Source organism: uncultured Mobiluncus sp. (assembly GCF_902488535.1).
Lineage (GTDB): Bacteria > Actinomycetota > Actinomycetes > Actinomycetales > Actinomycetaceae > Mobiluncus.
The window spans coordinates 1-24,314 of sequence record NZ_CABTWO010000007.1 but is presented as its reverse complement, the minus strand read 5'-3'; the positions used below and the strand labels follow the sequence as shown (position 1 = coordinate 24,314).

Genomic DNA, 24,314 nt, shown 5'->3' with positions numbered 1-24,314 from the left:
GCAGGGTGAGCGGATAGCTAAAGTTAAGCCCCGTAAGAGTGAGAATCTCGCGGTTGCGGGCGAGTCGTGACGGGTTTCCAGCCGCGCGGGGTCTTTGCTCCGCGTATCCCTTCCGTGCGGGAACGATAGACCACGTAGGGACGTGTTGGGTACATAACCGGAGCGGAAACTACGTGAACCAGCCTGGTGAACGGCCAAATCGCAAACAGCAGAAGTCCGGCGATAATGTGCATTTTGAAAGAGCCAGGTACCCCCGCAAGCAGCTCCGGCTGGGGTTGGAAAGTCAGGATTGACCGCAACCAAGGGCTGATGGTTTCCCGGTAGTCGTAACCATTCGCCCCGCCCAGCACCTGATTTTGCAAAGTGGCCCAGAAACCCAGGCCAATCGGGAGACACAGCAGAACATACATGAAAATATCGTTCTTCGTGGTGGCGAAACGTACCGATTTATTGACGACACGCCGATAGAGCAAGCCCAGCAGGCCAACGACCGCGACTACCCCCGCCGTCATGCCGCCAATAGTTGCCATCAGGTGATACCCGTGCTCGGAAACCCCTAAGGCAGTGGTCCAAGACTTGGGGATGAGCAACCCCATCACGTGTCCCGCCCCCACGAACAAGATTCCGAAGTGGAACAGCGGCGAAGCCCACCGCAACAAAGTCGACTCGTGAAGCTGGGAAGAACGTGAGGTCCACCCAAACTTGTCATAGCGGTAACGCCAAATCAGACCTACTATCAGCAAGCCCAATGCTAGATAAGGGAACCCTGCCCACAAGAAAAGCTCAAAGGGATTCATCAGCGCGCCTCCTGTTTTGGTGCCAAAAAGAACGGTTGGGACTGCACGCCGACCATCTCGGCGGGCGGGCCTTGCAAGATAAGTTTACGGAAAGCTGCTTTCGCCTTTTCATCCAGCGGGTCTAGCGTCAAAATCAGCCCCGCAACGACAGAGGACCAGGGACTTTGCAAGGATTCCAAGGCTGCCCGCAGCACTTCCAGACCGTCACGGTGGATATTGATCAGATGCTCAGCTAGCTCATCGCCACTGCGGGCGGCTAACTCCAGCACAGCTGGCAAATAATCCGGCAGTTCTCCCCCACAGACTTTCCAGCCCATCGCCTCAAAGGCCTGTTGAAAAGCCAAAATAGCAGAGCCGCGCATCCGTGTGTCCCCGGTGGAGTAGTAGGAAAGGTACAGATTGCATTTGCGTTTCTGGTCAAACGTTCGCACATACAAATCTTCGATTTCGCGCAGATTTTGCGAGTCTGCCCAATCCAGAAAGGCCTGGAATTCATCGGCAACTTCCGGCTCTACGTTGTCCAGCTCCAACCGGATGATGGACAGCTGCTGATGGTAGTCCTCACTCGGATAGTCCAGCAGGACAGAGGCAATCATCTGGGCGGTCCGCGACCGTCCCGCCTCTGTTGAATTTAGAGCCTCCCGTGGCGGTAGGCTCGACTGCACCTGGCTCATTTATGAACCTCCAGTGGGACGAATGTCTTGGTGGAACCGGTTTTGCTGAAGGCAGGGATGCCCTCACCGCCCCGACCAGGCCCGCCCAGTACGTCCAGGGAGCAGCCCAATTCGCGCAAGCCTCGCGGGGCTTCCGCTCCGGCGGTAGGCACGACGAAACGGTCATCGTACTTGGCAATAGCCAGGAGCCGGTACATTTCCTCCATTTGTTCCCCGGTCATGCCCACGGCCTGTGCTCCCGTGGCATCGGGTTCTTCCCCGAGGTGGCGTCCACGCATATAGCTGCGCATGGCCGCCAGGCGGCGCAGTGATTTTTCAACCGGCACGGTATCTCCCGCCGTAAATAGTCCAGCCAGATATTCCAGGGGAATCCGCATGGTCGCGATGGAGGTCAGCAGGACTTTGGCGTCCTCACCGTCGGCACCCGCAGCCGTCACCGCATCGACTACTGGGGACAGCGGAGGAATGTACCAAACCATCGGTAAAGTGCGATATTCCGGGTGGAGCGGCAGAGCCACCTCATATTCTGAAATGAGCCGGTACACCGGCGATTCTTGAGCTGCCTGAATCCAGGAATGCGGCACCCCGTTTGCCTCCGCAGCGGCCCGCACCTCTGGGTCAAAAGGATCCAGCAGCAGGCTACGCTGGGAATGGTACAGGTCCTGGGGGTCTCGGACCGCGGCGGCCTCGCCAACTCGGTCCGCATCGTAGAGCAAAACGCCCAGGTAGCGCAGCCGCCCGACACAGGTTTCGGAACAAACCGTGGGCTCCCCCGCCTCCAAGCGAGGGTAGCAAAGGGTGCATTTTTCGGCTTTACCGGTGAGGTGGTTGAAATAAACTTTCTTGTACGGACAAGCCGACACACACATCCGCCAGCCGCGACATTTATCTTGGTCAACCAGCACGATACCGTCCTCGGTACGCTTGTACATAGCGGTTCCAGGACAAGCCGAGACACAGGCCGGGTTCAGGCAATGTTCGCAAATCCGGGGCAGATAAAACATGAAAGCATCTTGGATCTGGGCCTTAACCTGCACTGTCATTTGTTCCAAGATGGGGTCCTGGGGCAAAGTTTCCAGTGAGCCGGCTAAATCGTCGTCCCAGTTCGGGCCCCAAGTCGGCTGATTAATCTGCTCACCGGTGATTTGTTTCACCGGACGTGCACTCGGCAAATATTTCGAGTCCTTCGGGGCTGCGAGCAGTTTCTCATACTCATAGGTCCAAGGTTCGTAATAGTCATCAATGGTGGGCATCTGCGGGTTGGCGAAAATCTTGGACAGTTCGTGTACCCGGCCGCCGCCGCGAAGACGGAGTTTACCGGAAGGCGTGAGCTTCCAGCCGCCGCGATACTTTCCTTGGTTCTCCCATTCTTTCGGGTATCCCACACCGGGCTTGGTCTCTACGTTGTTGAACCACACGTATTCCGTGCCTTCCCGGTTCGTCCACGCTTGTTTGCAGGTGACCGAACAGGTATGACACCCGATACATTTATCGAGATTCATCACCATTGCGATTTGGGCTAGTACCTTCATGAGAACTTCACCTCCGTGGTACGACGACGAATCAACGTCACTTCGTCACGTTGATTGCCGGTAGGACCAATGTAGTTAAACCCGTAGGTCAGCTGAGCATGACCTCCGGCCATATGGGTTGGTTTCAACAAAATCCGGGTCAGTGAGTTGTGGATACCTCCGCGCAGACCCGACTTTTGTGAAATAGGTGTGCCGCTGACCCGCTCTTGTGCGTGATACATATACACCGTCCCTGGCGGCATCCGGTGAGACACCACCGCTCGCGCCGCCACGGCACCGTTACGGTTATAGGCCTCGACCCAGTCATTGTCCTTGACCCCAATCTTGGCGGCGTCTTCGGGAGACATCCAGATAGTCTGCCCGCCCCGTCCCAGAGTCAACATATACAGGTTGTCGTAGTACTGGGAGTGGATAGCCCACTTGTTGTGTGGGGTCAGGTAACGCACCGCAACTTGGGCCACGCCGTCGTCTTTGGAAAGTTCACCCACGACGGCGTCACCGTAAATCCGCGCCAAGTCCAGCGGGGGTCGATACACCGGCAAGGATTCACCGATGTCAATCATCCAGTCGTGATCCAGGTAGTAATGCATTCGCCCGGTAAAGGTGTGGAAAGGCTTGAGATGTTCAATGTTGATGACAAACGCAGAGTAGCGCCGCCCACCGTGTTCCGAACCGGACCATTCCGGCGAGGTGATGACCGAGCGGGGCTGAATGGTAATTTCTCTAAACGTCAGTCGTTTTTCTTCGTCCCCGAGGGCCAGTTGCGCCAGCTTTTGGCCGGTTTGGGCTTCGTATTGGCAAAAGCCCTGTACCGCGATACGTCCGTTCGTGGTGCCTGACATCTGCATCACCGCGTCGGCCGCCTTAATCGGGGTATCCAAGAGCGGACGCCCTTGCCCCACCCCGCTGGTAGCTACCCCGTTCATCTCCCGCAGCACTTCGACTTCCCGGTCGGGTTTCAACGTAAGGCCCTTGATAGGCAAGCCGAGTTTTTCCACGTTAGGGCCGAGCGTGGTGAACTTTTCATAAATCTTGGTGTAGTCACGTTCCACCGGAACGAACTTTGGCAAGGTTTTGCCGGGGATAAGTTCACGTGTCTCCAAGGGTTCCACGATTCCATGCGGCAAAGCCATCTCATCGGGGGTGTCATGGGCAATCGGTGCCATGACCACATCTTGCTTGGTGCCCAAGTGACGCTGCGCCATTTCAGACACCAGATAGGCCAAATCCCGAAACACCTCAAAGTCAGAGCGAGCCTGCCACGGCGGCACTACGGCCTGGTTGAAGGAATGCAGGAATGGATGCATATCGGTTGACGAAATATCGTATTTCTCATACCAGGTGGCTGCCGGCAGCACAATGTCTGAATACAGCGTGGTAGAAGTGTTCCGGAAGTCAGCCGTGAACATGAGGTCAAGTTTGCCGATACCCGGGTCGTCCCGCCACTTTATCAGCTTCGGGCGGCGCTCCGGCGCAAGTTCGTCAGCTGAAACTGCGTTGTCAGCTCCAATCATGTGACGCGCGAAGTACTCCGCGCCTTTGGCGGAGGAACCCATCAGGTTCGTGCGCCAGTTAGCGAGGACACGAGTAAAGTTTCGCGGGTCGTCAGGGTCGGTGCAGGCAAAGTGCAGACGGTCGGCCTGGAGCTCCTGCACCACGTATTCACCGGGTTTCATGCCGGCTTCTTGGGCCGCTTGGCCAATTTCCAGAGCGGAGCGGTCGAACTGCGGGAAGGAGGGCATCCAGCCGCGTTGGGAGGCTTCAATCAAAGTGTCTGCATTCGTCAAGCCTTTCCAGTCGGCCAGCGGGGACCCCACTTGTCCAGCCAGGGAACCGTCATAACGCCACTGGTCGGTCAACAGATACCAGAAACCTGTGGAAATCATTTGCCGAGGTGGGCGGGACCAGTCCAGACCCATGGCGTACTGTTGCCAACCCGCAATCGGGCGGACCTTTTCTTGACCGACATAGTGCGCCCAGCCGCCGCCGTTCACCCCTTGTGTGGCACACATGGTGGTCAGCGCCAGGAAAGTGCGATATATCGTGTCGGAGTGGAAGAAGTGGTTCGTGCCCGCACCCATCACAATCATGGAACGCCCTTTTGAATCGAGGGCATTTTGAGCAAACTCGCGGGCAATCCGGATGGCTGCGTGCATGGGCACGCCGGTATGTTCTTCCTGCCAGGCGGGAGTTCCGGGAGTGGAGCCGTCATCGTAACCGCTGGGCCATTGGCCGGGCAGGTCACCGCGTTTCACCCCGTATTCAGCCAGCAGCAAATCGTAGACGGTCGTGACGTAGTCCGATCCGACTTTGAAAGCGGGAACTCCCCGTTTCACAAGGCCGGCACCGAGCGCTACCGTTTCGGATTGGGAACTCGGCAGGTCAAAGCGCGGCAAAACAATTTCAATACCAGCGGCATCAGGCCGGTCGAGCGCCGAAATTGCTGGCTGAACCCCGTCCAAAGCTAAATTCCAATGACCCTTGCTACTGGATTCACCCCACCTGTCTGCCAGGGTCCCGCCGGGATCTTTGATGGTTCCATCCACGTCGAGTACCAGTCCGCGATGCTCCGGATTGGGCCGATCTTTCAAGTCTCCTGCCAGTTCAGCAGGCAAATCAGCAGCCGTCAGGAACTTGCCAGGCACCACTCCGTGTTCGGTTTCCTGCAGTTTGACCAGGAAAGGCGCATCCGTGTAGCGCGACATATAATCCAGGAAGAATGGCTCCTGGCGTTTAACGTGGAACTCGCTGAGGATTACATGGCCCATAGCTTGCGCCAAGGCCCCGTCCGTGCCGGGGTTTACCCGCAGCCACTCATCGCCGAACTTGGTGTTATCAGCATAATCAGGCGAAATCGCCACGACTTTTTGCCCGTGATAGCGGGCTTCGGCCATGAAGTGAGCGTCTGGGGTACGGGTCAGGGGAATGTTCGAACCCCACATGATGAGGTATTGCGAGTTGAACCAGTCGCCGGACTCGGGAACATCGGTTTGATCGCCGAAAACTTGGGGCGAGGCGGGAGGGAGGTCAGCGTACCAGTCATAGAAGGACAGCATGACCCCGCCCAGCAACTCATAGAACCGCGATCCGGCGGCGTAAGAAATCATCGACATAGCGGGAATCACCGAGAACCCGGCTAACCGATCCGGGCCGTATTCTTTGATGGTATAGACGTGGGCCGCGGCGATGATCTCATTGGCTTCATCCCAACCGATTCGCACCATGCCGCCTTTACCCCGCTGGGACTTATAGGCTTTGGCTTTTTGTGGATCCTCCACAATCGCCCCCCAAGCCTCTACCGGGTCCTTGCCCGATTTTCGTTCCTCTCGGTACAAATCCAGCAGGACCCCGCGAATATGCGGGTAACGAATCCGGGTCGGAGAGTACTCATACCAAGAATAGGCAGCTCCACGAGGGCAACCACGCGGTTCATAGTCAGGCAGTTCCGGTCCGGTGGAGGGATAATCAACGGCTTGGGATTCCCAGGTGATGATGCCGTCTTTTACATACACTTTCCACGAACAAGATCCGGTGCAGTTCACCCCGTGAGTCGAACGCACGACCTTGTCATAGGACCAGCGTTGCCGATAAAAAGCGTCAGCGTCACGGCCACCTTCGATAAATAGCTGGCGGGAATCGCCAGACATTTCGCCACGGCGTAGTTTAGAACCCAGTGCGAATACTCCCGAGGGAACGTCTTTGTATCCCCCGCCTTGGATTTTCGATTCACTCATTGTTTATTACCTCCACTTGACAAGGTCTAACCGGGGAACGGAGCGTTCTTGCGGGCGTAAAGTACCCAGCACAGAACGGAACAGAAAATGCAGTACACGGTGGCACCGAAAAAGAATTGTGCCGCCGGAATAACGGCCAGGCCCGCCCCGACCAGGAACGGTCCGAGCGCGGCTACTGAAGCCGTGAAACCGATGGCTCCGCCGGCTTGGCGTTTGGGCATAATCATGGGCATCTGTTTAAAGGTGCCGGCGTTGCCGATTCCCGCAAAGAAGAACATAATCAACATCGCCCAGAGGAACCCGCTAAAGTCCGCGGCGGACTGGGGATTCATCAAGAAAAATCCGGAAATCGCCAGCGTGACGGCCATGCCGACACCGGAAACGAAAGTCCAGAGACCCCCGCCGAACTTATCGCACAGCGGCCCCCACAAAACCCGCACTATGGAGCCAATGAGCGGACCGAGAAAAGCATAGGTGGCACCTTGCACAGCTAGGTGCAAAGTTGAATCTGGCCCATAGTTGTTGTTGATGAGCAAACCGAACTGAGCCGAGGCGCCCGAGAAAATCCCGAAGGTCATCACATAGAGCAGAGTCATGAACCAGGTGTTTTTGTTTGAAAAGATGTCCATTTGTTCCCGAATGTTGGCTTTCACCGGAACATCTTTGAGCAGCGTGAACGCGAGGACAGCTGCCACGAGGGACCAGGGAACAAAGAAGATAGCAGGGTTGTGAACCCAGATATCGCCGTTGGGACCGCTCTGCGGAGCTATCCAAGACAAACCGAACAGGGAGAATCCCATGAGGATAGGCCCGACGATTTGAATGATAGACATACCCAAGTTTCCGATACCGGCCTGGAGGTTCAGAGCGGTTCCGGACAGGCGCTTGGGGAAAAAGTAGCCGGTTGACGGCATATATCCCGAGAAAGAACCTCCGCCAATACCGCACATGAAAGCCAAAGTCAGCAGCCACCAGTACGGAGTGTCCGGGTTTTGCACCGCGAAAAACCAGCCAAACATGGGAATGGTGAACAGGATTGAAGAAATCCCCACCAACTTGCGCGTTCCAATCACCGGCGGGAGGAAAGTGTAGATGAAACGAATCAAGCCCCCGGACAGGCCCGGCATCGCTGCCAGCCAGTACAGCTGCGCTTTGCTGAGGCCGAAGCCGATTTCATTGAGTTTTGGCGCCAATGCCGACACCAAGAACCACACACAGAACGCCATAATCATCGAGTAGGTGGAAACCACCAGGGTCGTCCAGGCTATTTTTGAGCTCCACTGCTGGGAATCTTCGGGATTCCAGTTTTTCAACAGTTTTCCGGAGGTATCTAGTTTCTGAGCGTCTGCGGTCATTTTTCTCCCCATTGATTCATGAGCCACTATGGCATTTATTGAACACCTGTCTAAAAGCTAACAGAGTTAAACGTTTCTTTGGCAGATTTTAAAATCCAGGTCATGTAACCGCGTTTAACCAGGTAATCAACCTCGATTCGTCGGCACCAAGAGCCAGAAACGTGTCGTTTGCGGCTATAAACTGGTAGTAATTTAGCTACGTAGCAGATGCGTAAATGGAGATTTCGGGTTCAGGAGGTCATCGTGGCAGAGCATTCTCAGGTAACCGCGGCCATCATCACTGTTGATTCACGAGTGGTTAGCGGCGATAAACCACCGAAAGGTGCCACCAAAGCTCGTGAACTGCTGAGCGACTTTGGGATTGAGGTAATCCGCGAGGAAGTCATCGATGACCTCGCCGCTCCCCTGCGTGCCGAGTTTGAACGGGCGCAACAGGCCGGTGCGCGCCTCATCGTGACTGTGGGCTCTACCGGGGTTTCCGCCCGAAACATCGTGCCCGAGACAACTCTGGCGGTGTGCGATGTGGAGTTGCCGGGGATTGCCGAACAGATTCGCGCTGTAGGGCTGAAAAACACGCCGCAATCGGTGTTGTCTCGTGCTGTAGTCGGGGTGACTTCCAGGACTTCTCGTGGGGCGGTCATTGTGAACTGCCCCAGTTCCTCGGGCGGGGTCACGGATGCCTTGCAGGTGGTGCTCCCCCTGCTGCATTACATCATTGAACAGCTTGACCAGACCCAGGCGTAAGGGCCAGCTGAGAGGGTGCCGCCCGGGAGCGAGCCGTGGCGGGGGTCACCATCAGAAAAATGAACCACAGTTCATAAATCCACAGAAATTGGGCAAAAAATGAACCGTACTTCAAAAATGGAACGCGGTTTCTGAGAATCAAGCCTCAACTACATCGGGGGGAATTTCTAGACGCGCCGCCAGTTCACGCGCGTCTTGGGGCGTGTCGACGTCCGCGCAATAATGTTGCGGGTCCGCCACCGCGGCCACCTCCAGGCGGGAAAAACCGCTGCGGATTGACCGGTTACGCACTTGGGGTAGTCCCCGCAAAGCGCCCAGCCGGTAGCAACCATGCAGGTACTGAAGCCGCGTTTCACCATCGTCCGCCATTGGCGCCGCCCCGACACAGTCCGCGAACTGCGCGCACAAGCGCCCCCACAATCTTGGGGTCAGCGGAGCGTCACAAGGCATGACTGCCACCACCGCGGAATCTGGCAGGTCCCCCAACTGAGACACCCCGGCATTGAGGCCCGCCAGCGGTCCGCCCAGAGGGGGATCTTCCAATGTCAGCACCACCCCGGGGGGAACCGACAGGTGCTCAGGAGCGACCACGACCACCCGACCTGAGCACCTAGTGCGCTCGATTTCAGCAAAAACCCAATCAATAAGCCTGATGCCTCCGACCCGATAATCGGGTTTAGACACCCCGCCCAAACGTTTCGCGGTCCCTCCTGCCAAAATCACCACCGCGTCGGGCACGGCCGCGAGGTTTCCTGCACAGTCACACATTTACGTTCAGTCCGCCTCCTGGGGTTCGCGCTCACCCTCGGGAGCGTTTAGGTAAATTGTAGGCTCTGTGCCAAACTTTGGTTTGGCTACCGGCTGAGCAAAAGCCGCCGGGCCGCACCAGCCCGTTGCGGCGTCAGTCCGCCAACACGGGGCTCAGTGGCAGCGGTTCGGGCAAATCTAACGTAATACTCAACTGTAGCGCGGGGTCGGCAAACACCCTCCCGTTGGAAGTCATGGCGAGGGCGCGATACGACGCTCCCAGGACGCCCTTTTCAGTCAAATCGTGCAGCAAAGGCGTGCCCCCCGCAATCAGCGCGGTAGAGAGAGCCTCGCAACCCATCGCGTCAGGTCCCACCACAAGTGCCGCGCAAATATCAGTAAACGCGAGCTGCCCGTCCAGACCGCGAATGTGGCTGCGCACCAGACTGGGAACAATCTGGGTTTGCGGCAGTGCGGAAAAGGACAGGGACTCGTTTTCTATCTGCAGGTTTCCCAAGAATTCCGAGCCTGTCCAGGGTGATTGCACCCTAATGGTGGCCCGGCGATCCGGCGCCACAATCGACGAACCTCCAAACGACACCAAGATGTCGCTGCCGCCCGATTGTGCAATGAGGGAAGCCAGCTGCGCAGCCGCGTAACCTTTCGCGATACCTCCCAAATCCAGCCCCCCAGACCCCACACCGTCGGTGAGACGAGCCTGTTCGCCCCGCAACTGCAGCGTTTCGGCGCCCACACCCAGGCACGGAAATAGTTTAAAGAACCCCCCGGTACGCTGCGACCAAACCTGAGCAGCCCGAAACACCGCGGCACAGTGCGGCCCGACATCCGTCCACTCGGTGTTCAGGCGGCTCACGGGAGAATCCGCCCGAAACCGCGACAGATCGTCCTCCAACTGCTCCACCCTTTGCGGCAGACTCACCCTCAGGACTTCCGCGACCTGGGGAGCACTGCGCCACGAGACCGACACCAGCGTCCCCATCGCCGCGAAGGTAATCGCGGTTTCTCCGTGCAAAGTCTGCGCGAGGTGCACGAACGCCTACTTTTGCGCGGCGTCCATAGCCGCCTGAACCGCGTCGAGGAACAGCCGATGCGACAAGGACGCCCCGGCCACCCTATCGACCTTATTTTGATCCCCGGTCCTCTGGAACTGCTGCACATAGCGCTGTTCAGCGCTTATAGCGTCTTGGGCGCGCTGGTAGAACTCCGTGTCTATCCCGCCGCTGGCGGTTTTCCCGTAATTTTCGTCATGTACCGTCCCGTCTTTGTCATAGAGACGAAACTCGGCGTCAACCACCTGACCGTGCTTAATCGTGAAGCGAATTTTGCCGACGGTACCGTCCTCTTCGGGCTGCGAGCTGCCTGCATATTGGCCATCGGGCAAAGTTGAGGCCGCTGGGTAAGTCGCGCAGCCGCTGAGGGCGACCATGCCGATTGCGAGCAGTGCCCCCGCGGTCGTTTTACGCATCTTTCCCTCCCGTTTCCGACGTTTCCTGCGCGCCTGCCGCGGAAGTATGCGGCTGATTTTTTACTTCGCTGACGATTTTTCCGTGTTCCAAAATGATTTGGCGCTGCCCTTGCCGAGCGACGTTGGCATCGTGGGTGACGACCAGCAGGGTCGTGCCCTCCCGATGCAGCTGCGAAAAGAAGTCGATAACGATGTTTTCGTTTGCCTCGTCGAGGTTTCCAGTCGGCTCGTCGGCCAGGATGACGGAGGGGTGGTTGATGAGGGCACGAGCCACGCACACGCGCTGCTGCTCCCCTCCGGACAGTTCATGAGGGAGGTGAGTGGCGCGAGCGGACATGCCCACCCGGTCTAGTGCCTCCATCGCCTCGGCTTCATCAGGGAGGGAATGGTAGTACTGGGCCATCATCACGTTTTCCACTGCGGATAGGTGTTTGACCAAGTGGAACTGTTGAAAGATGAGGCCAATCTTGCGGCGGCGCACGGCAGCCAATTCCAGTTCACCCATTTTGTCCAGACGCTCACCCTCCAGGTAAACCAGTCCTTCGGTGGGGGAATCCAGGCAGCCCAAAATGTTCATCAAGGTTGACTTGCCCGAACCGGACGGCCCCACTACCGAGAGCCACTCGCCGCGAGTCACATCGAGGCTGACATTATCCAGCGCCGCCAGCTCGCCGTATTTTCGAGACACCTTCTCGACTCGATAAATCAATTGTTCATCATTATTATCTGCCATAGCATTCTCACTCTCCACCAAGAACATTTATAGGATTAATTCGGGCAATACGTTTAGCCGGCCACAGAGAACCGATAACCGCTACTGCTACCGAAAACACAATTGTGAGGACTATAATTATCCAGTTAATTTCTACTCGTGCCAGGAAAACTCTTTGCAATATGTAATCGGCCAGTCCAATTCCCAGCAGCACTCCCAAGAGGCCTCCGAACATCCCTAACAGTATCGATTCCCCGATAAGCTCCGTGAACACGTCCTTACTCAAAGCCCCTAAGGCCTTTTTCAGCCCAATCTCGCGGGCGCGTTCCGAAACAATCGAACTCAGTGTCGCGGATACTGCAATGAGCATTAGGGCGGAAATAATAATACTGACCAACCAAATTAGGTTGCTTAGAGTATGGGCAATGCGGGTTTCATTTTGGGTAGTCCGACGCACCACTTCAGCGTCAACCCCGTTAACCTTTTTTCCGATGGTTTTCGCTAAAGCGCTCAATTGGGAAGTATCACCTTTCAGGGAATATTCCACCAAACCATAGTGGTCGGCAACCCCACCCATAGCGGTGTAACTGTCCGGACTCAACACCGCCAGGTCGTCCTCGGGACCGCCGGTGCGCAGCAGCCCGGAGATTTCCAGCTGTTTGCCAGCCCGGTTGGCATCCCCCGAGTCGTCCCCGCCGGTGTTTTCCCGCAGCTGCGCCACCTTGAGGCCGATCAGGTCACCGACGTGCAGACGGAATTTTTCCGCCAGGTTCACCCCTAACAGGATCTGTTCGCTGCCCTGCGGCACTTTCCCCTCGATTGACCAGTAGGGTCGCACCGACCGGGCGTCGGCAAATTTCGTCACCATGAGGGGAACGGGCTGCTGACCGTAGAGCAGGTTACCGTAACTGTAGCCGGCCCGCCCCAACAGGCTCTCGCCGCACTGCCGGTCGATGGCAGACACCGTTTCCGGAGTAATGACGTTGGAGCCTTGCGGCAGCACCACCAGGTTTGCCCCAAAAGAGCGCAGTTCCTTGGCGATATAGTCGGGAACTGTCACCGCCACCAGCCCCAACCCGGAAAGAGTGGAGGCGCCCATCGCGATTGCTAGGGAAGCAATCAGGACCCGGGAGAAACGGTGCGCAAAGGCTTTCCAGATGATGCGCACGAACATGCGTTTGTGTGAGTTCATTCCCGCCTACTTTCTGTGCAGGACCCGCGCCGGCTGCAAAGTCACCAGCGCCCGGATTGAAGGTAAACAGCCCAGCAAAACCGTCAGCCCCACGATGACCGCCATCAGGGGGAACACCACCGGGCGGATATTGATACTGACCCCAAATACCAGGTGGCCGACCAGTTGGGCCAAACCGATTCCGCCCACACATCCGAACGCGGCCCCGACCAGACTCACGATGAAGGTTTCCGTCAAAATCATCAGCACCACAAAGAGATTGCGCGCCCCCAAAGCTTTCATCAGCCCGATTTCGGCGGAACGTTCCATCACCGAAGCGGTCACCAGGTTAGCAATGCCCAGAGCGGAACCCGCCATGGCTAAAATCGCCACCAAAGTCATAATGAGCTGGGTTTTTTCCAGAATCGTGCCCTCGCTGTCAGCGATTTGGTGGACGGGGGTGGCCACGGCGTTGCTCATGACTTCCTCAATCTGATAGGCGATTGAGGACGTGTAAGCGGTGCAGTACCAGGTTTCCCAGTCCTCCAGAGATAGTGAGCTGGGATCGCGGGCAGCGCGGCGGGACAAGTCATTTTCCGGCGTGGTGATAGCCCGCACCTCGACCCGGTCGACCTGGCCCGGACGGCCCGAGAGGCTCTGAGCTACGCTCAAATCCGCAAACAGTTGCCGGTCTTCATTGGAACCGGAAGTAAAGATACCGCTGATAGTCAAGGTTGGACTGGGTGCGGAGCCAGCTATTCCGGGCGGGGGTTTCAAGGTCAGAGAGTCCCCCAGGTGCCAGCCGTTTTGCTGGGCCAGTTTCGTTCCGACCATGATTTCGTCGGGGGCTTTCGGCCAACTGCCTTGGACTTCCCACCAGTCGCGCATATCCGCCATGCCTGTATCGACTTTTTCCCCGGTGGGGATGGCTAGCTTCTTGCGAAACCAGGTCCCGACTACGTCAACGTCTTGGCCTGAGGAATCTGCCTTGGTTTCCAGGAACGGAGCAAAGTTTTCGATGTTGTAAGCCCAAAATATGGTTTTCAGTTTCGCCAGCTCGGATTCTTGCAACGCTCCGGACTGGGAATTCGTCGAGCTATCCGTATCCTCGAAATCATAGAGTTGGGAAACTACGGATTTTCCTTGCGGTAGCACTTGGATATTGGCACCGTAAGAGCCAAGTTCCTGTTTGATTTTATCCCCGACATCCAGCATGACCGACAGCATGGAAGTTGTGAGACCCGCCCCTAAGAAAATCGTTAGCGCAATCATGAGGCGTTTACCGACCTGGCGGCGTAACGCCTTGAAAATCATCCTGAAAAAGAACATGGAAACTTATACCTTAGAGCCTTAGATTATTTTGGTTTTAAAGATTTTGGCGTGCCCACTCAGCTCGTCAGCAAAAAACCGTAATTCTTTCGGGCCCACTTCATACTTAATCGGAATGGGGTTACAGCCACCGGGAAAGCCAATAGTTTGAATGTTCATCATGACCCCGCAGCGCCGGCAAATGACTTTCCCGCCGTCCTCGTAATAACCGGATTCGCCACAGATTTCGCAGGCATCCAGACCGCAACCGTAAGCCACGGCGTTCTTTTGAATGACGATGAAACGAACTTGCGTCCCGTCCTTGGTCACGTAGGCGAACCGATGCAGGTGTCCATCAGACACCAGCTCCCGACTGACGGAAACCACATTTCCTTTCACGGTGGAAGGCTCTATCGGGGATAACTCCGGAACAGCCTCCGCCACGCGCTTGCCAACGGTCAAGGCAGTAACGAAAACAACCGTGCCACCCAAGGCCAGCTCCAAAAAGTGACGGCGGGTAATCCGATCCGCTTTCGCTAGACGCGCTTCGGGGCCGGAAATGTTGACGGGTTTGGAACCGAACCAAATGGCGATGATGCCAGGAATGGCGGTCAGCACCACCAGGGTCAGCAGTATGACGGTGTTGGCATTTTGAATCCACAACACGAGTTCAAAGATGGTTCGTGACCGTGGCAGGAAACCACGTGCGGCGAGCTGTTGATACAGCAGAATGGAGCGCGGACCGATAACTACCAAAAATACCGCGGTGGTGATTGCCAAACGCACCATGGCGGGAACCAACCTGGTGGCGCGCACGTAGGCCCAGCCGGCGACGACCACCAGCAACGTCCCAAACGCAAATCCGGCAAAACGCGCCAGCGATTCCGTTTCTAACGGAGAGGACCCCATCAGCACAATTTCATCGGTCGAAAATGCGTATTCAAAGCCGAAATTGATGATGATGCTGACGGCAGTCAACAGCGAGACTACCAGCAGTGCCCGATGTTTAGCACTCTGTTTAATGTCATAGAGGTCGGCAGGTCCGAACCACCACGACATTCCCAGGAAACCTAGGGAACAAATCAGCATGACTGGAACCAGATAGAAGTTCATGGTGGGAACGTCTATCAGGTTTGTATTCAGTCGAAACCATGCCAGTGTCGCCGCCGCTAGGGCTGCCACCACCAACACCACGGTGGTAATCCGAGCTACGACTCGGCGTTCCATCGGGGTGTGCGGTCGTGTTGCCAGCAAGATTGCCAGCGGCACGAATAGCGGCAGCCCGTAGCGGAGGGCGACAACAAATAACTTGAGCAATGAAATCTACTTAGAGAATCTGCCCGTCCCACTGCCAGTTCTTGAACTCGAACTTCAGCGGTTCTTTCCAGAAACGGCCCTTGACCGCGGAGGAATCCTTACCCGTGTGCAGCATGAACTTGTCCTCCGGAGAGGGGATGGTGATGGTCACATCGTACAGACCGGGCTTGAGCTTGATGTTGTTACCGTAGTGAGGACCGTCAACGGCGATCATCGGCATCATGGTGCCCAAATCAGTTTCCTCACCGGTCTTTTGATCCTTAACTGTGGCCTTCAAATCGTCCAGGTAGGGCAGGTATGAATCGGCCGGGTATCCGAATTCTTCGGCCTTTTCATTGGTGGAAACGTCAATCTCAAAGTGCATATCGGACTCGGAAGCCGGAGGCATCTTCATTGAGCCGTGCTCCATATCGACAGCCTGGAAATAAACAACGTTTACATTCAGCGGCCCGTTGGTTTGTTCGCCAGAATCCCCAACCGGAATCTCCTTGATACCCACAACATTAGGATCGCTGGGGGTTTCCGGCTGTTCCTGCCCAGTCGTCGCCGGCTTGGAGTCCTGCGGCTTCGCCTGGTTGTCCGGGTTTTCGCCACAGCCGCTGAGACTCGCTCCCATCGCCAGGACGGCTGCCAGAGCCAGTAGCTTCTTCTTCATTATTCTTCCTTTCCGCTGTGTGCTTCGACAGCGTCTTGTGTGTCTTCCCTCGAAGAGTTTTCTTCGGGAGCTTTATCATTACTTTCCGAGATAGGGGTGTCGCAACGTGTCTCGGAACCGCTCGCCTCGGGCTGGTCGGCTTTTGCCTGGCGGCGTTGCAACAGAGCTAGGCCGACCAATACCGCGGCGGTAATAAGCTGGGCACCGAGGGTTTCCGCAGTGGGATAAATCCCCAGGAACACCACGGTAGGAACGGAAGGCACCACATGCGCCCCGACCAAAGCGGCCTCTTGCAGCTCTTTGATTGCCCCGCCCACGATGGCTACCGCCAGCAACGCCAGCAATATTGAAGTCCACTTAAAGAACGGCTTGAGCGGCAGGCGTACCCCGAACTGCCAGACCAACACGAATAGAATCGCGAGGATGATTACCGCCGTTACGCCACCCAAAACGATAAACCAATAATCGCTGTGCGTTTTCGCCCCGGCAACAATCGGGTAAAAGAACAGGATGGTTTCGGCACCTTCCCTGGCCACGGTGAGGAAGGACACAAATGCCAGGGCAAAAACGCCTCCCGACGCGGTTTTTTCGCCCGCGGTCGCCTTTATGTATTCCTCCCAGCGTTTGCCACTGGACTTGCTCAGTATCCAGTTAGACACATAAATCAGCATCAGGGCGGCCGCTAGGCCGGTGATTCCCTCCAGCAGTTCCTGACCCATTCCGCTCTGCACGCTGGCGCTGAGCTGGCCAAACAGAATAGCCAGACCGATGGAAATGACCACGGCGATACCCACGCCCGCTAGGATTCCCCGCAGCTGGTCGCGCCGTCCCGCTTTCAACGCATAGGTGACCAACGCCGCCACGACCAACAGCGCCTCCGCGCCTTCACGCAGCAAAATCAGAAAAGCGGCAAAGAAACCGGAGATCCCCAGCGGTCCCGTGTCCTGCGTTTTCGAGTCTAAAAATTGCGCGTCCTCAGTCAGCTTCGCAATCAGATCCTTGCCAAGTTTCTCCTGTTGAGCCTGGTCACGACCGTCTTTGTAGCCCTGCCGCAAGTCACTGAACATGCCCTCAATCTCAGTCACACGGCTGAAACCTTTGTGCACAATGGTGGTGTTTTCAAACCCGTCAGCTTCGTAATGCCCCAGGTACGCTTCGGTAGCCAGGGTGAATGCCCGGTCGGCTTGTCCCTTGACGTAGGCGCTTTGGGCATCGGTGATAGTTTGCGCAATCGTGTCGGCGACCCTACTCCACTGATCCGCCACCTTCGGGGCTTTGACCAGCTTAGTTACCGTTTCTGTAAGCAGGTCTATGACTTTGTCGCTGGCTTCTCGCAGCGCCTCCGGGCTCGCGCCGTCACGGCTGAGATTGCGTAAGTTCAATAGTTCGGCGACGAACTTATCGTCGACGTCACGCCCCAAAGCGTGTTTGACCTGGTCCTCCAGTCCGCTGGTCTGGTAGTTCTCATAGTAGGCTTGACGAATCAGAGTCTGGACCGCGCTCGGATCGCCAGCTTCCGGAACCGCGGAGAGCTTTTCCTGCATTACCGCCACAACCTCAGACCATTCACCCAGATCGGAATCTTGGGGTGTGGCCGCGCTGGGCCAGACCACTCCGCCGAAGGCTAGCGCCACCACCAAAGCGGAAAAACCTACGATAAACCGCAGTCCACGTGCCCACAGAGAAGGCTGGTTTCTGGTTGCGTCCACGATTTCCTCAACTTCTTTCTAAATCGAAACATGACAAGGCTACAGAAAAATAATAAATAAGGCAAGCCTTGCCTTATAGCAAATTTAGCTGTTCAGGGTTGATTTTTAACAAAATGCCCTCGCCCTACCGCAGCTCTTCCAGGTGGCCGTCTAGCATATTGAACCTGCGGTTGCAGTATTCATAAGCGGCCGCGTCGTGCGTGACCATGACGACCGTGCTGCTCCCTTGTGTGAGCTCGTGAAATAGCCGCAGCACCGCCGCGGTAGAGTCGTCGTCCAAGTCGCCGGTCGGTTCATCCGCCAACAAAACTTCCGGTTGGGCCATGAGTGCTCGGGCGATGGCGACCCGACGCATCTCTCCCCCGGACAGTTCTGCGGGCCAGGCGTGTGATAGGTCCGCAATGTCGAGCTTTTCCAGTAAATCCAACGCGCGATTGACGGGCAAAGACTCCACCGCCACCGGCGACGATTCCCCCGACGACCGCCCTTTTGACCGCAAAGTCGCGGGCAGCACCACGTTATCCAAAACGTTGAGGGAACTGACCAGGGTTTGCTGCTGCGTAATCATGCCCAGACGAAACCGGCGCAGCTGGGACAGTTCCCGGTCCGAGAGACCAGACAGATCCTCTCCTGCCACCAGAACCGTTCCTGAGCTGGGCCGCAGCAAACCCATCATGAGGTTCAGCAGGGTGGTTTTTCCGTTACCCGATTTGCCTGAAATGACCACAAACTGGCCGGCATCAATACTCAAGCTCACACTGTCTACCGCGTTGAACTCACGTCCCCGCCGCGAAAACTTCTTGGTCACTTCGCACAGTTCCAACAACATCTATTGCCCCTCCCGCACGACCTGGTAAGTTTCTTTTCGTAGCAGGCGAATCGCCGAGATAGCACTGGCCAGCACAGCACTGAGGCACACCGTCACCAAGATGAGAACGCCCAGAGAACACTGACTCCACAGATCACTTTGCAGATAGGGCTGCTTCAAGGCTCTTTGAATGGCATTACCAAAGGGCCGCAGCAGCGCCGCACTGAGCCCCAGCCCCAGCACGCCACCCGCCAGGCTGACCAGCAGATTCTCTTTCAGCAACATTGCGGTCAGCATCCGCTTGGTGGCACCCATTATCCGCAACGAGCCCAGCTCTTTGCTCCGAGACATGACACTGACCCAGTTGACCGTCACCAACACCGCCAGTGATACTGCCCAAAAGACAGTCAGAAAAATCTGTAGAGCGCCCACAATGTGGCCCACACCCTCCTTGAGCCGGGAACTAATCCCGTTCGCGGACACAAAGCCCAAGCCCTCCAGCTGCGGGGATTTGGAAATATACCGCGCCACGTCCTCCGGGGCGTAACCGGGCTTGACCTTTACCATCACTGCGGAAACCCGGTGTCCAATCTGAGATTGAGACATCACTGGATGCCCCACCTTTTCAGCTTGTCGCGCCAGGATTTTCGTGGTCGCCAGATTGGCAAACACAGACGAATCCAGGTTTGTGCCCGTCGGCGCCAGACGCGCGCTTACCGGGAATTCATAGTTAAACAGGCGAATCTTGCCCTGAGCATTAATCTGGACTTTGGAGCCCGCGACCAGCTCCCCGTCCTGCAGACCACGGGAATAAGTGGCTTGAATCCAGGGTTTAATGACGAAGTCAGTGTCCGGATCAATGCCGATAATTTGCAGCCGCACCTCGCAGCAGCTCGCCATCAGGGAGGCAATATAGGTCTGCGTGGTGACCCGTTCCACTCCGGCAACATTGGCGACCAAATCCGAAACATCATCTGGCAGCAAGAACCCGCTCGGCTTTCCCCCGCAAAGGTAAATATCCTTTGCGGACTGCTCAAACTGGGAGGGCACAATCATTATGTCCGCCCCCAGACGCTCCTTGACCGACGACAAACCTTGGCTGAGGTTCAGCGAAACCATCCCCGCACCAAACGTTATCGCGCTGAGCAGGACTGCCACCAGGAACAGTCCTAAACTGCGGTAACGGTAATATTTGAGATTACGAAAAGGGAGTTTGCCCCAGGTTATCTGGCTGCTTTGCATTGCCGTTTATGCCGCGGCTTTCTGAAGTTCCGGACGATTCCTTTGATCCAGGAATATCGCCGCACCGACTGCCAGGATCCCTATACAGCTCAGCGCTAACAGCGTGGGCATAGCGTACACATTGCAAGACATTTCCTCGCCTTTGCACACTCCGATGAGCACGGTGACAATCGAAATTTCCAGCACGTAGATGAGCGCCGCGCCGAGGTTCAAACCGGTGCGAATCTGAGAGTTCACGAACAGTGCCAACAGCCCGATGACCAGCAGGAGGATTCCAATCCCCAAACTGGCTTGAGCGGTCCAGTAGCACGCCATGTGCTGATGCGCCGCGCCCATCGCTTTGCCAGCCTGCCCCATGTGGTCCATGTGGTCCATGCCGCCGGAGCCTTTCATCCCGGACATTTTCTCCATACCGGAGCTGTGTTTGGCAGCGAACTCGCAAACCGGCGCAAAAGTCCGGGGCGCGATGGCTATGAGCAGGCCCAACACGATGGTAGGCAGCGAACCGATGATTCTATCTTTCATGCGAATTTCTCCTTAAGATTTAACGACGCTGTCAATCATGGCATAGCGCAAAATAATTAGCAAGGCTTGCCTTACCTAATTAGCGAGAAATCCGCTTTCATCTGCGAAAAATGACGCACAAATGTTAGTGAGAGGGCGTTTCGCGCACCGCTTCGTGGTGACGGATGACCTCGTCCACGATGAAACGCAGGAACTTCTTGGCAAACTCGGGGTCGAGCCCTGACGAGACGGCCAAAGCCTGGAGACGCGCTACCTGCTGCGCCTCACGCTCGGGATCTGCCGGGGGCAAATCCAGGCGCGCCTTTAGCTGACCGACTTTTTGGGTGCAACGAAACCGCTCCGCCAGCAGATGCACGAGCGCGGCGTCGATGTTGTCGATGGTGGCTCGGTATTCCTTGAGTTCAGCAGGGGTTTGCGGCGGGTTCGCGGCGATAGCTTCGGCTTGCGTAGTGTTCATTGTTGCCCCTTCACTAGGTTCCCCTCTCACTTTACCGGCTCACCTCCCCACTGCGGAAGTGGTCTGAGATAATCCAATGGGTTGCCCGAAAGCGTGGTAAAGCCACATCAGCCGCTCCGAAAGCTGCATATGCCGGCGTCAATCAAAAGGATGAGAATCAGGTTTAGAACTCTGAGTAATAAATGAGCCCTGAATATTTCGTTTCGATGAGTCTGGAAACATCGATGGTTTCATCTATTTCAGCCAATAGTTTTGGTGGCAGATTATCATGATCCAACATACCGCCATCTGGATTTGTGGTTCCTTTACGTTGCCTGAAGTTGAGCATGTCTTTAGAGGTGTCGTAGGTCAGGCTATAGTTTCCCGTCGAAAGATAACTGGTCCTAAACAGGTATTCGGATAATCCCCGTGCCGCGTTACAGAGTTTTTCAGTACTGTTCTCAACATAGGTGACTTGGACTTTTGGGGTGGTTTCTGGCAAAAGCTCTGCCAACTCGAGAGCTCCTTTGTCCTGCGGAATATCGATCTGTTCGATAACTTTGTGCCAAGTCATCTCGGTACTTTTTCCATTACCCACGAGCGAAATTCCACTTTGGTTGTTCGTTGTATCAAAGTACAGCCCCATACCGACCCGGTCAGGATGATAGGTCTGTATCAGACGCAACAGAGTCAAAGAGACTTCCCCAATAGCATCCGGGTTGCCTGATTTAATGTTTTTCTGGATTTGTTTATACCAAGAACCGCCATTTACCGCTGGTACACTCGGATCCCAGATACGGTTATAGTTTAGGGGAATAAGTGTCTCTGGCTGAGGGTTTACATCGATACTGGGTATTGAAAGACTGCAATTAAGCACTTCGCGGGTGGAAAGTGATCCTGTATATCCCGGACCGGTTTCAAGCATGAGGGGATTAGCTGCGTCGACAGAACTAGCAGTATTACTGGGGTCGTTCTGCGTGGAAAGTGTCACCGATTCATCGTGAGAACATCCTGATAAGCCAATCATGAGGATGGAAAAACAAACCAGTCCTGAAAAAAGTTTTCTCATGATATCCCTCCCAAATCCGAGTTTGAGCCTACCATGAATCTGGGGATAGTGAACGATTTAGTCTAATACAGCGCGATGGAGCTCGGACAGCTGTTTTAAGGCGCTTCCTCAACGAGCTGGCATTATGAGTTAGTAATGCTGTCTGCCCTTAGAGCGGAAAGAATCTTAATCGTTGCACACAATCGCCCGCCTCCGAGGGGTCGCAACTACTACAGAGGAGCCGCCGGGGAACCTTGTGACGTAAACGTTAGGCGGTCTTTGCGACCGAACCACCGTGGATGTCCTGCAGCACGTAGGTGGGCTCAGCACCCTCAAAAACGCACTCCGTCTCGATGATGACTTCCGCCACGTCGTCGCGTGAGGGCAGGTCAAACATGATTTGGGAGAGGGTGTTTTCCATCAGGGTCGACAGCGAACGCGCCCCGGTACCGCGCTTCTCAGCCAACTCGGCCACCGCGTGAATCGCCGCATCGGTGAAAGTCAGTTTCACCCCGTCGAGCTCAAACAGATGCTGGTATTGCTTTAAGATGGCGTTCTTGGGCTCGGTCAAAACCCGGGACAAATCGTCAACGTCCAGAGCCGACACATTGGTAATGACCGGCAGACGGCCGATGAACTCCGGAATCAAACCGAACTTGTGCAGGTCGTCGGGGGTTACTTTGGCGAACAGGTCACCGTGTTCCTTTACGGATTTGAGATCCGAGCCAAACCCGGTGGAGCGCTGCCCCAACCGAGCTTTCACGATTTCGTCGAGACCGGCAAACGCCCCGGCGGCAATGAACAGAATCGAGGAGGTATCAATCTCGATAAACTCCTGATGCGGGTGTTTGCGCCCGCCCTGCGGCGGCACGGAGGCGGTGGTGCCCTCGATGATCTTTAGCAGAGCTTGCTGCACGCCCTCGCCGGACACGTCACGAGTGATGGAGGCGTTTTCGCCCTTGCGGGAAATCTTGTCGATTTCGTCGATATATATAATGCCGCGTTCCGCCTTTTTCACGTCCCCATCGGCGGCTTGAATCAGGCGCAGCAAGATGTTTTCCACGTCCTCGCCCACGTAGCCGGCTTCGGTCAGGGCGGTGGCGTCCACGATACAGAACGGAACTTTCAACAATCGCGCCAAAGACCTCGCCAGGTGCGTCTTTCCGGTTCCGGTGGGGCCGAGCAGCAGGATATTCGACTTCGTCAGTTCCATGCCGGTGTCTTCGCCGTGGCGTTGGGCGCGCACCCGCTTGTAGTGGTTATAGACCGCTACGGACAGGGCACGTTTCGCGTTTTCCTGACCAATCACGTATTCCTGCAGGAAATCGAAAATTTCATGGGGAGTCGGCAGGACGTCCAGACCGCCCGCGGGGCTACCGTCGAGTTCCTCGGCAATAATGTCATTGCACAGCTCGATGCACTCATCACAGATATACACGCCGGGACCGGCGATGAGCTTACGAACCTGACGCTGGGACTTTCCACAGAAAGAACACTTCAGCAGGTCGACCGATTCGGCAGTGCGTGACATGAGTTCCTCTCATAGACGAGTTCAGGCTGATTACGATTCTACGGTTTTAGAGGTTTTTATTCTCGTTAACACGCCTTTGAGGGCCAATCCGCTGACTCTGGGGTGCAGTTCGGCGGGTTTATGGTGTTCTGTAAAGTGTTTCGGGCAAGGATTTTGCGTCGGCTCCGCGCGAGGCTTCTGGTGCCTGACGGGTAGCGCCGCACCTACCATTGTCGGTAGTTAAATACCCACATTTGTGGGTATATTTGTGCTGGCTGCCGTATTAGTATTAAGCAGTTTCCGGGATTAACTTTCCCTAGACATCAGAAAGTCAGAAATATAAGGGGGCGCGATGCCTGACGTAATAGCTTACCTATTCATTGGTCTGGGAGTGCTGTCCGGCCTGTCCATGGTCGTTTTTCGCAACAAAGTCAACGGTACCGCCCAGATTTGGACGGTTCTGCTAGCTCTGGCAATAATCATTGCCTTGGCGGTCTTGAATTTCATGCAAGTTCTGCCTCCTATCAGCAACGTGGCCATAATCTGCATCAGCCTGGGGGCAATAGTCAGTGTCTTCTCTAGGAAATCATCAAACTGATAGACCCGTGGCGCGGCGGTGAACCCGACCTGGCGGCGAGTCGACCGACCGATTAGCAACGCCCGCACCGCGCTTCTGAACGGTGGACACCTCAGGGGCACAGCCTCAGTCCAACCAGGCCCAACCAAAGCTAACCAAGGCTAAACACAGCCAAAAAATCACGTGGCTCCACGCTATCAAAGCGTGAAGCCACGTTGATGGCAAGT

At 56.0% G+C, this 24,314-nt stretch carries 22 protein-coding genes; 2 read left to right on the top strand and 20 right to left on the bottom strand.

Features of this window, described 5'->3' with window-relative positions; all coding sequences use genetic code 11:
* Positions 1-23: 23 nt before the first annotated feature.
* The 5 genes from narI to RDL66_RS03620 are packed head-to-tail and all read right to left on the bottom strand — an operon-like array spanning position 24 to position 8,092.
* Entirely contained in the window at positions 24-797 is a 774-nt protein-coding gene (gene narI, locus RDL66_RS03640; protein ID WP_308535257.1) for a respiratory nitrate reductase subunit gamma, read from the bottom strand.
* Positions 797-1,471 (bottom strand): nitrate reductase molybdenum cofactor assembly chaperone, encoded by a 675-nt coding sequence (narJ, locus tag RDL66_RS03635; RefSeq protein WP_308535256.1) that lies wholly within the window; start codon positions 1,469-1,471, stop codon positions 797-799. Before narJ ends, narI begins: the two co-directional genes overlap by 1 nt.
* Positions 1,468-3,003: a nitrate reductase subunit beta gene (gene narH, locus RDL66_RS03630; protein WP_308535255.1), complete on the bottom strand. Its 1,536-nt coding sequence runs from the start codon at positions 3,001-3,003 to the stop codon at positions 1,468-1,470. The genes narJ and narH overlap by 4 nt, the downstream gene beginning before the upstream one ends.
* Complete coding sequence (locus RDL66_RS03625) at positions 3,000-6,737, bottom strand: nitrate reductase subunit alpha (RefSeq protein WP_308535254.1); 3,738 nt, start codon at positions 6,735-6,737, stop codon at positions 3,000-3,002. Before RDL66_RS03625 ends, narH begins: the two co-directional genes overlap by 4 nt.
* A gap of 26 nt (positions 6,738-6,763) precedes the next feature.
* Positions 6,764-8,092, bottom strand: coding sequence for a nitrate/nitrite transporter (locus tag RDL66_RS03620; protein ID WP_308535251.1), 1,329 nt, complete (start codon positions 8,090-8,092; stop codon positions 6,764-6,766).
* A 243-nt stretch (positions 8,093-8,335) separates the two neighbouring features.
* Here RDL66_RS03620 and RDL66_RS03615 point away from each other — a divergent pair, with 243 nt between their 5' ends.
* The gene (locus RDL66_RS03615; RefSeq protein WP_308535250.1) at positions 8,336-8,836 is read left to right on the top strand and encodes a molybdopterin-binding protein; all 501 of its coding nucleotides are present in this window, start codon (positions 8,336-8,338) and stop codon (positions 8,834-8,836) included.
* Between the two features lie 138 nt (positions 8,837-8,974).
* On the opposite strand, the gene RDL66_RS03610 is transcribed toward RDL66_RS03615, so the two are convergent.
* From RDL66_RS03610 to clpX, 15 genes are all read right to left on the bottom strand, one after another.
* Entirely contained in the window at positions 8,975-9,604 is a 630-nt protein-coding gene (locus RDL66_RS03610) for an NTP transferase domain-containing protein (protein ID WP_308535248.1), read from the bottom strand.
* 133 nt (positions 9,605-9,737) lie between these two features.
* Positions 9,738-10,634, bottom strand: coding sequence for an FAD:protein FMN transferase (locus tag RDL66_RS03605; RefSeq protein ID WP_308535247.1), 897 nt, complete (start codon positions 10,632-10,634; stop codon positions 9,738-9,740).
* A gap of 6 nt (positions 10,635-10,640) precedes the next feature.
* On the bottom strand, positions 10,641-11,069 hold the full coding sequence (locus tag RDL66_RS03600) for an FMN-binding protein (RefSeq protein WP_299296007.1): 429 nt from the start codon (positions 11,067-11,069) through the stop codon (positions 10,641-10,643).
* The gene (locus RDL66_RS03595) at positions 11,062-11,802 is read right to left on the bottom strand and encodes an ABC transporter ATP-binding protein (protein ID WP_308535244.1); all 741 of its coding nucleotides are present in this window, start codon (positions 11,800-11,802) and stop codon (positions 11,062-11,064) included. The genes RDL66_RS03600 and RDL66_RS03595 overlap by 8 nt, the downstream gene beginning before the upstream one ends.
* A 7-nt stretch (positions 11,803-11,809) precedes the next feature.
* Entirely contained in the window at positions 11,810-12,973 is a 1,164-nt protein-coding gene (locus RDL66_RS03590; protein ID WP_308535242.1) for an FtsX-like permease family protein, read from the bottom strand.
* 6 nt (positions 12,974-12,979) lie between these two features.
* Complete coding sequence (locus RDL66_RS03585) at positions 12,980-14,281, bottom strand: ABC transporter permease (RefSeq protein WP_308535241.1); 1,302 nt, start codon at positions 14,279-14,281, stop codon at positions 12,980-12,982.
* A gap of 21 nt (positions 14,282-14,302) precedes the next feature.
* Positions 14,303-15,577 carry a DUF2318 domain-containing protein gene (locus tag RDL66_RS03580; protein ID WP_308535239.1) on the bottom strand — a complete coding sequence of 425 codons (1,275 nt, stop codon included), beginning with the start codon at positions 15,575-15,577 and terminating at the stop codon, positions 14,303-14,305.
* Positions 15,578-15,587: 10 nt separating this feature from the next.
* Positions 15,588-16,232: an iron transporter gene (locus tag RDL66_RS03575; RefSeq protein WP_308535237.1), complete on the bottom strand. Its 645-nt coding sequence runs from the start codon at positions 16,230-16,232 to the stop codon at positions 15,588-15,590.
* On the bottom strand, positions 16,232-17,941 hold the full coding sequence (locus tag RDL66_RS03570; RefSeq protein ID WP_308535236.1) for an FTR1 family protein: 1,710 nt from the start codon (positions 17,939-17,941) through the stop codon (positions 16,232-16,234). Before RDL66_RS03570 ends, RDL66_RS03575 begins: the two co-directional genes overlap by 1 nt.
* Positions 17,942-18,065: 124 nt before the next feature.
* Positions 18,066-18,770 (bottom strand): ABC transporter ATP-binding protein, encoded by a 705-nt coding sequence (locus RDL66_RS03565; protein WP_308535235.1) that lies wholly within the window; start codon positions 18,768-18,770, stop codon positions 18,066-18,068.
* A complete protein-coding gene (locus RDL66_RS03560; protein ID WP_299295989.1) occupies positions 18,771-19,991 on the bottom strand; it encodes an ABC transporter permease in 1,221 nt (406 codons plus the stop codon).
* 6 nt (positions 19,992-19,997) lie between these two features.
* The gene (locus RDL66_RS03555; protein ID WP_308535231.1) at positions 19,998-20,516 is read right to left on the bottom strand and encodes a DUF4418 family protein; all 519 of its coding nucleotides are present in this window, start codon (positions 20,514-20,516) and stop codon (positions 19,998-20,000) included.
* Between the two features lie 124 nt (positions 20,517-20,640).
* Positions 20,641-20,973, bottom strand: a complete 333-nt coding sequence (locus RDL66_RS03550; RefSeq protein ID WP_296181594.1) for a chorismate mutase — start codon at positions 20,971-20,973, stop codon at positions 20,641-20,643.
* Positions 20,974-21,136: 163 nt separating this feature from the next.
* Positions 21,137-22,021, bottom strand: coding sequence for a hypothetical protein (locus RDL66_RS03545; RefSeq protein WP_308535229.1), 885 nt, complete (start codon positions 22,019-22,021; stop codon positions 21,137-21,139).
* 247 nt (positions 22,022-22,268) lie between these two features.
* Positions 22,269-23,531: an ATP-dependent Clp protease ATP-binding subunit ClpX gene (gene clpX / locus RDL66_RS03540; protein WP_308535227.1), complete on the bottom strand. Its 1,263-nt coding sequence runs from the start codon at positions 23,529-23,531 to the stop codon at positions 22,269-22,271.
* A gap of 331 nt (positions 23,532-23,862) precedes the next feature.
* Between clpX and RDL66_RS03535 the strand changes: the two genes are divergently transcribed.
* Positions 23,863-24,108, top strand: a complete 246-nt coding sequence (locus tag RDL66_RS03535) for a hypothetical protein (RefSeq protein WP_308535226.1) — start codon at positions 23,863-23,865, stop codon at positions 24,106-24,108.
* The last annotated feature ends 206 nt before the right edge of the window (positions 24,109-24,314 follow it).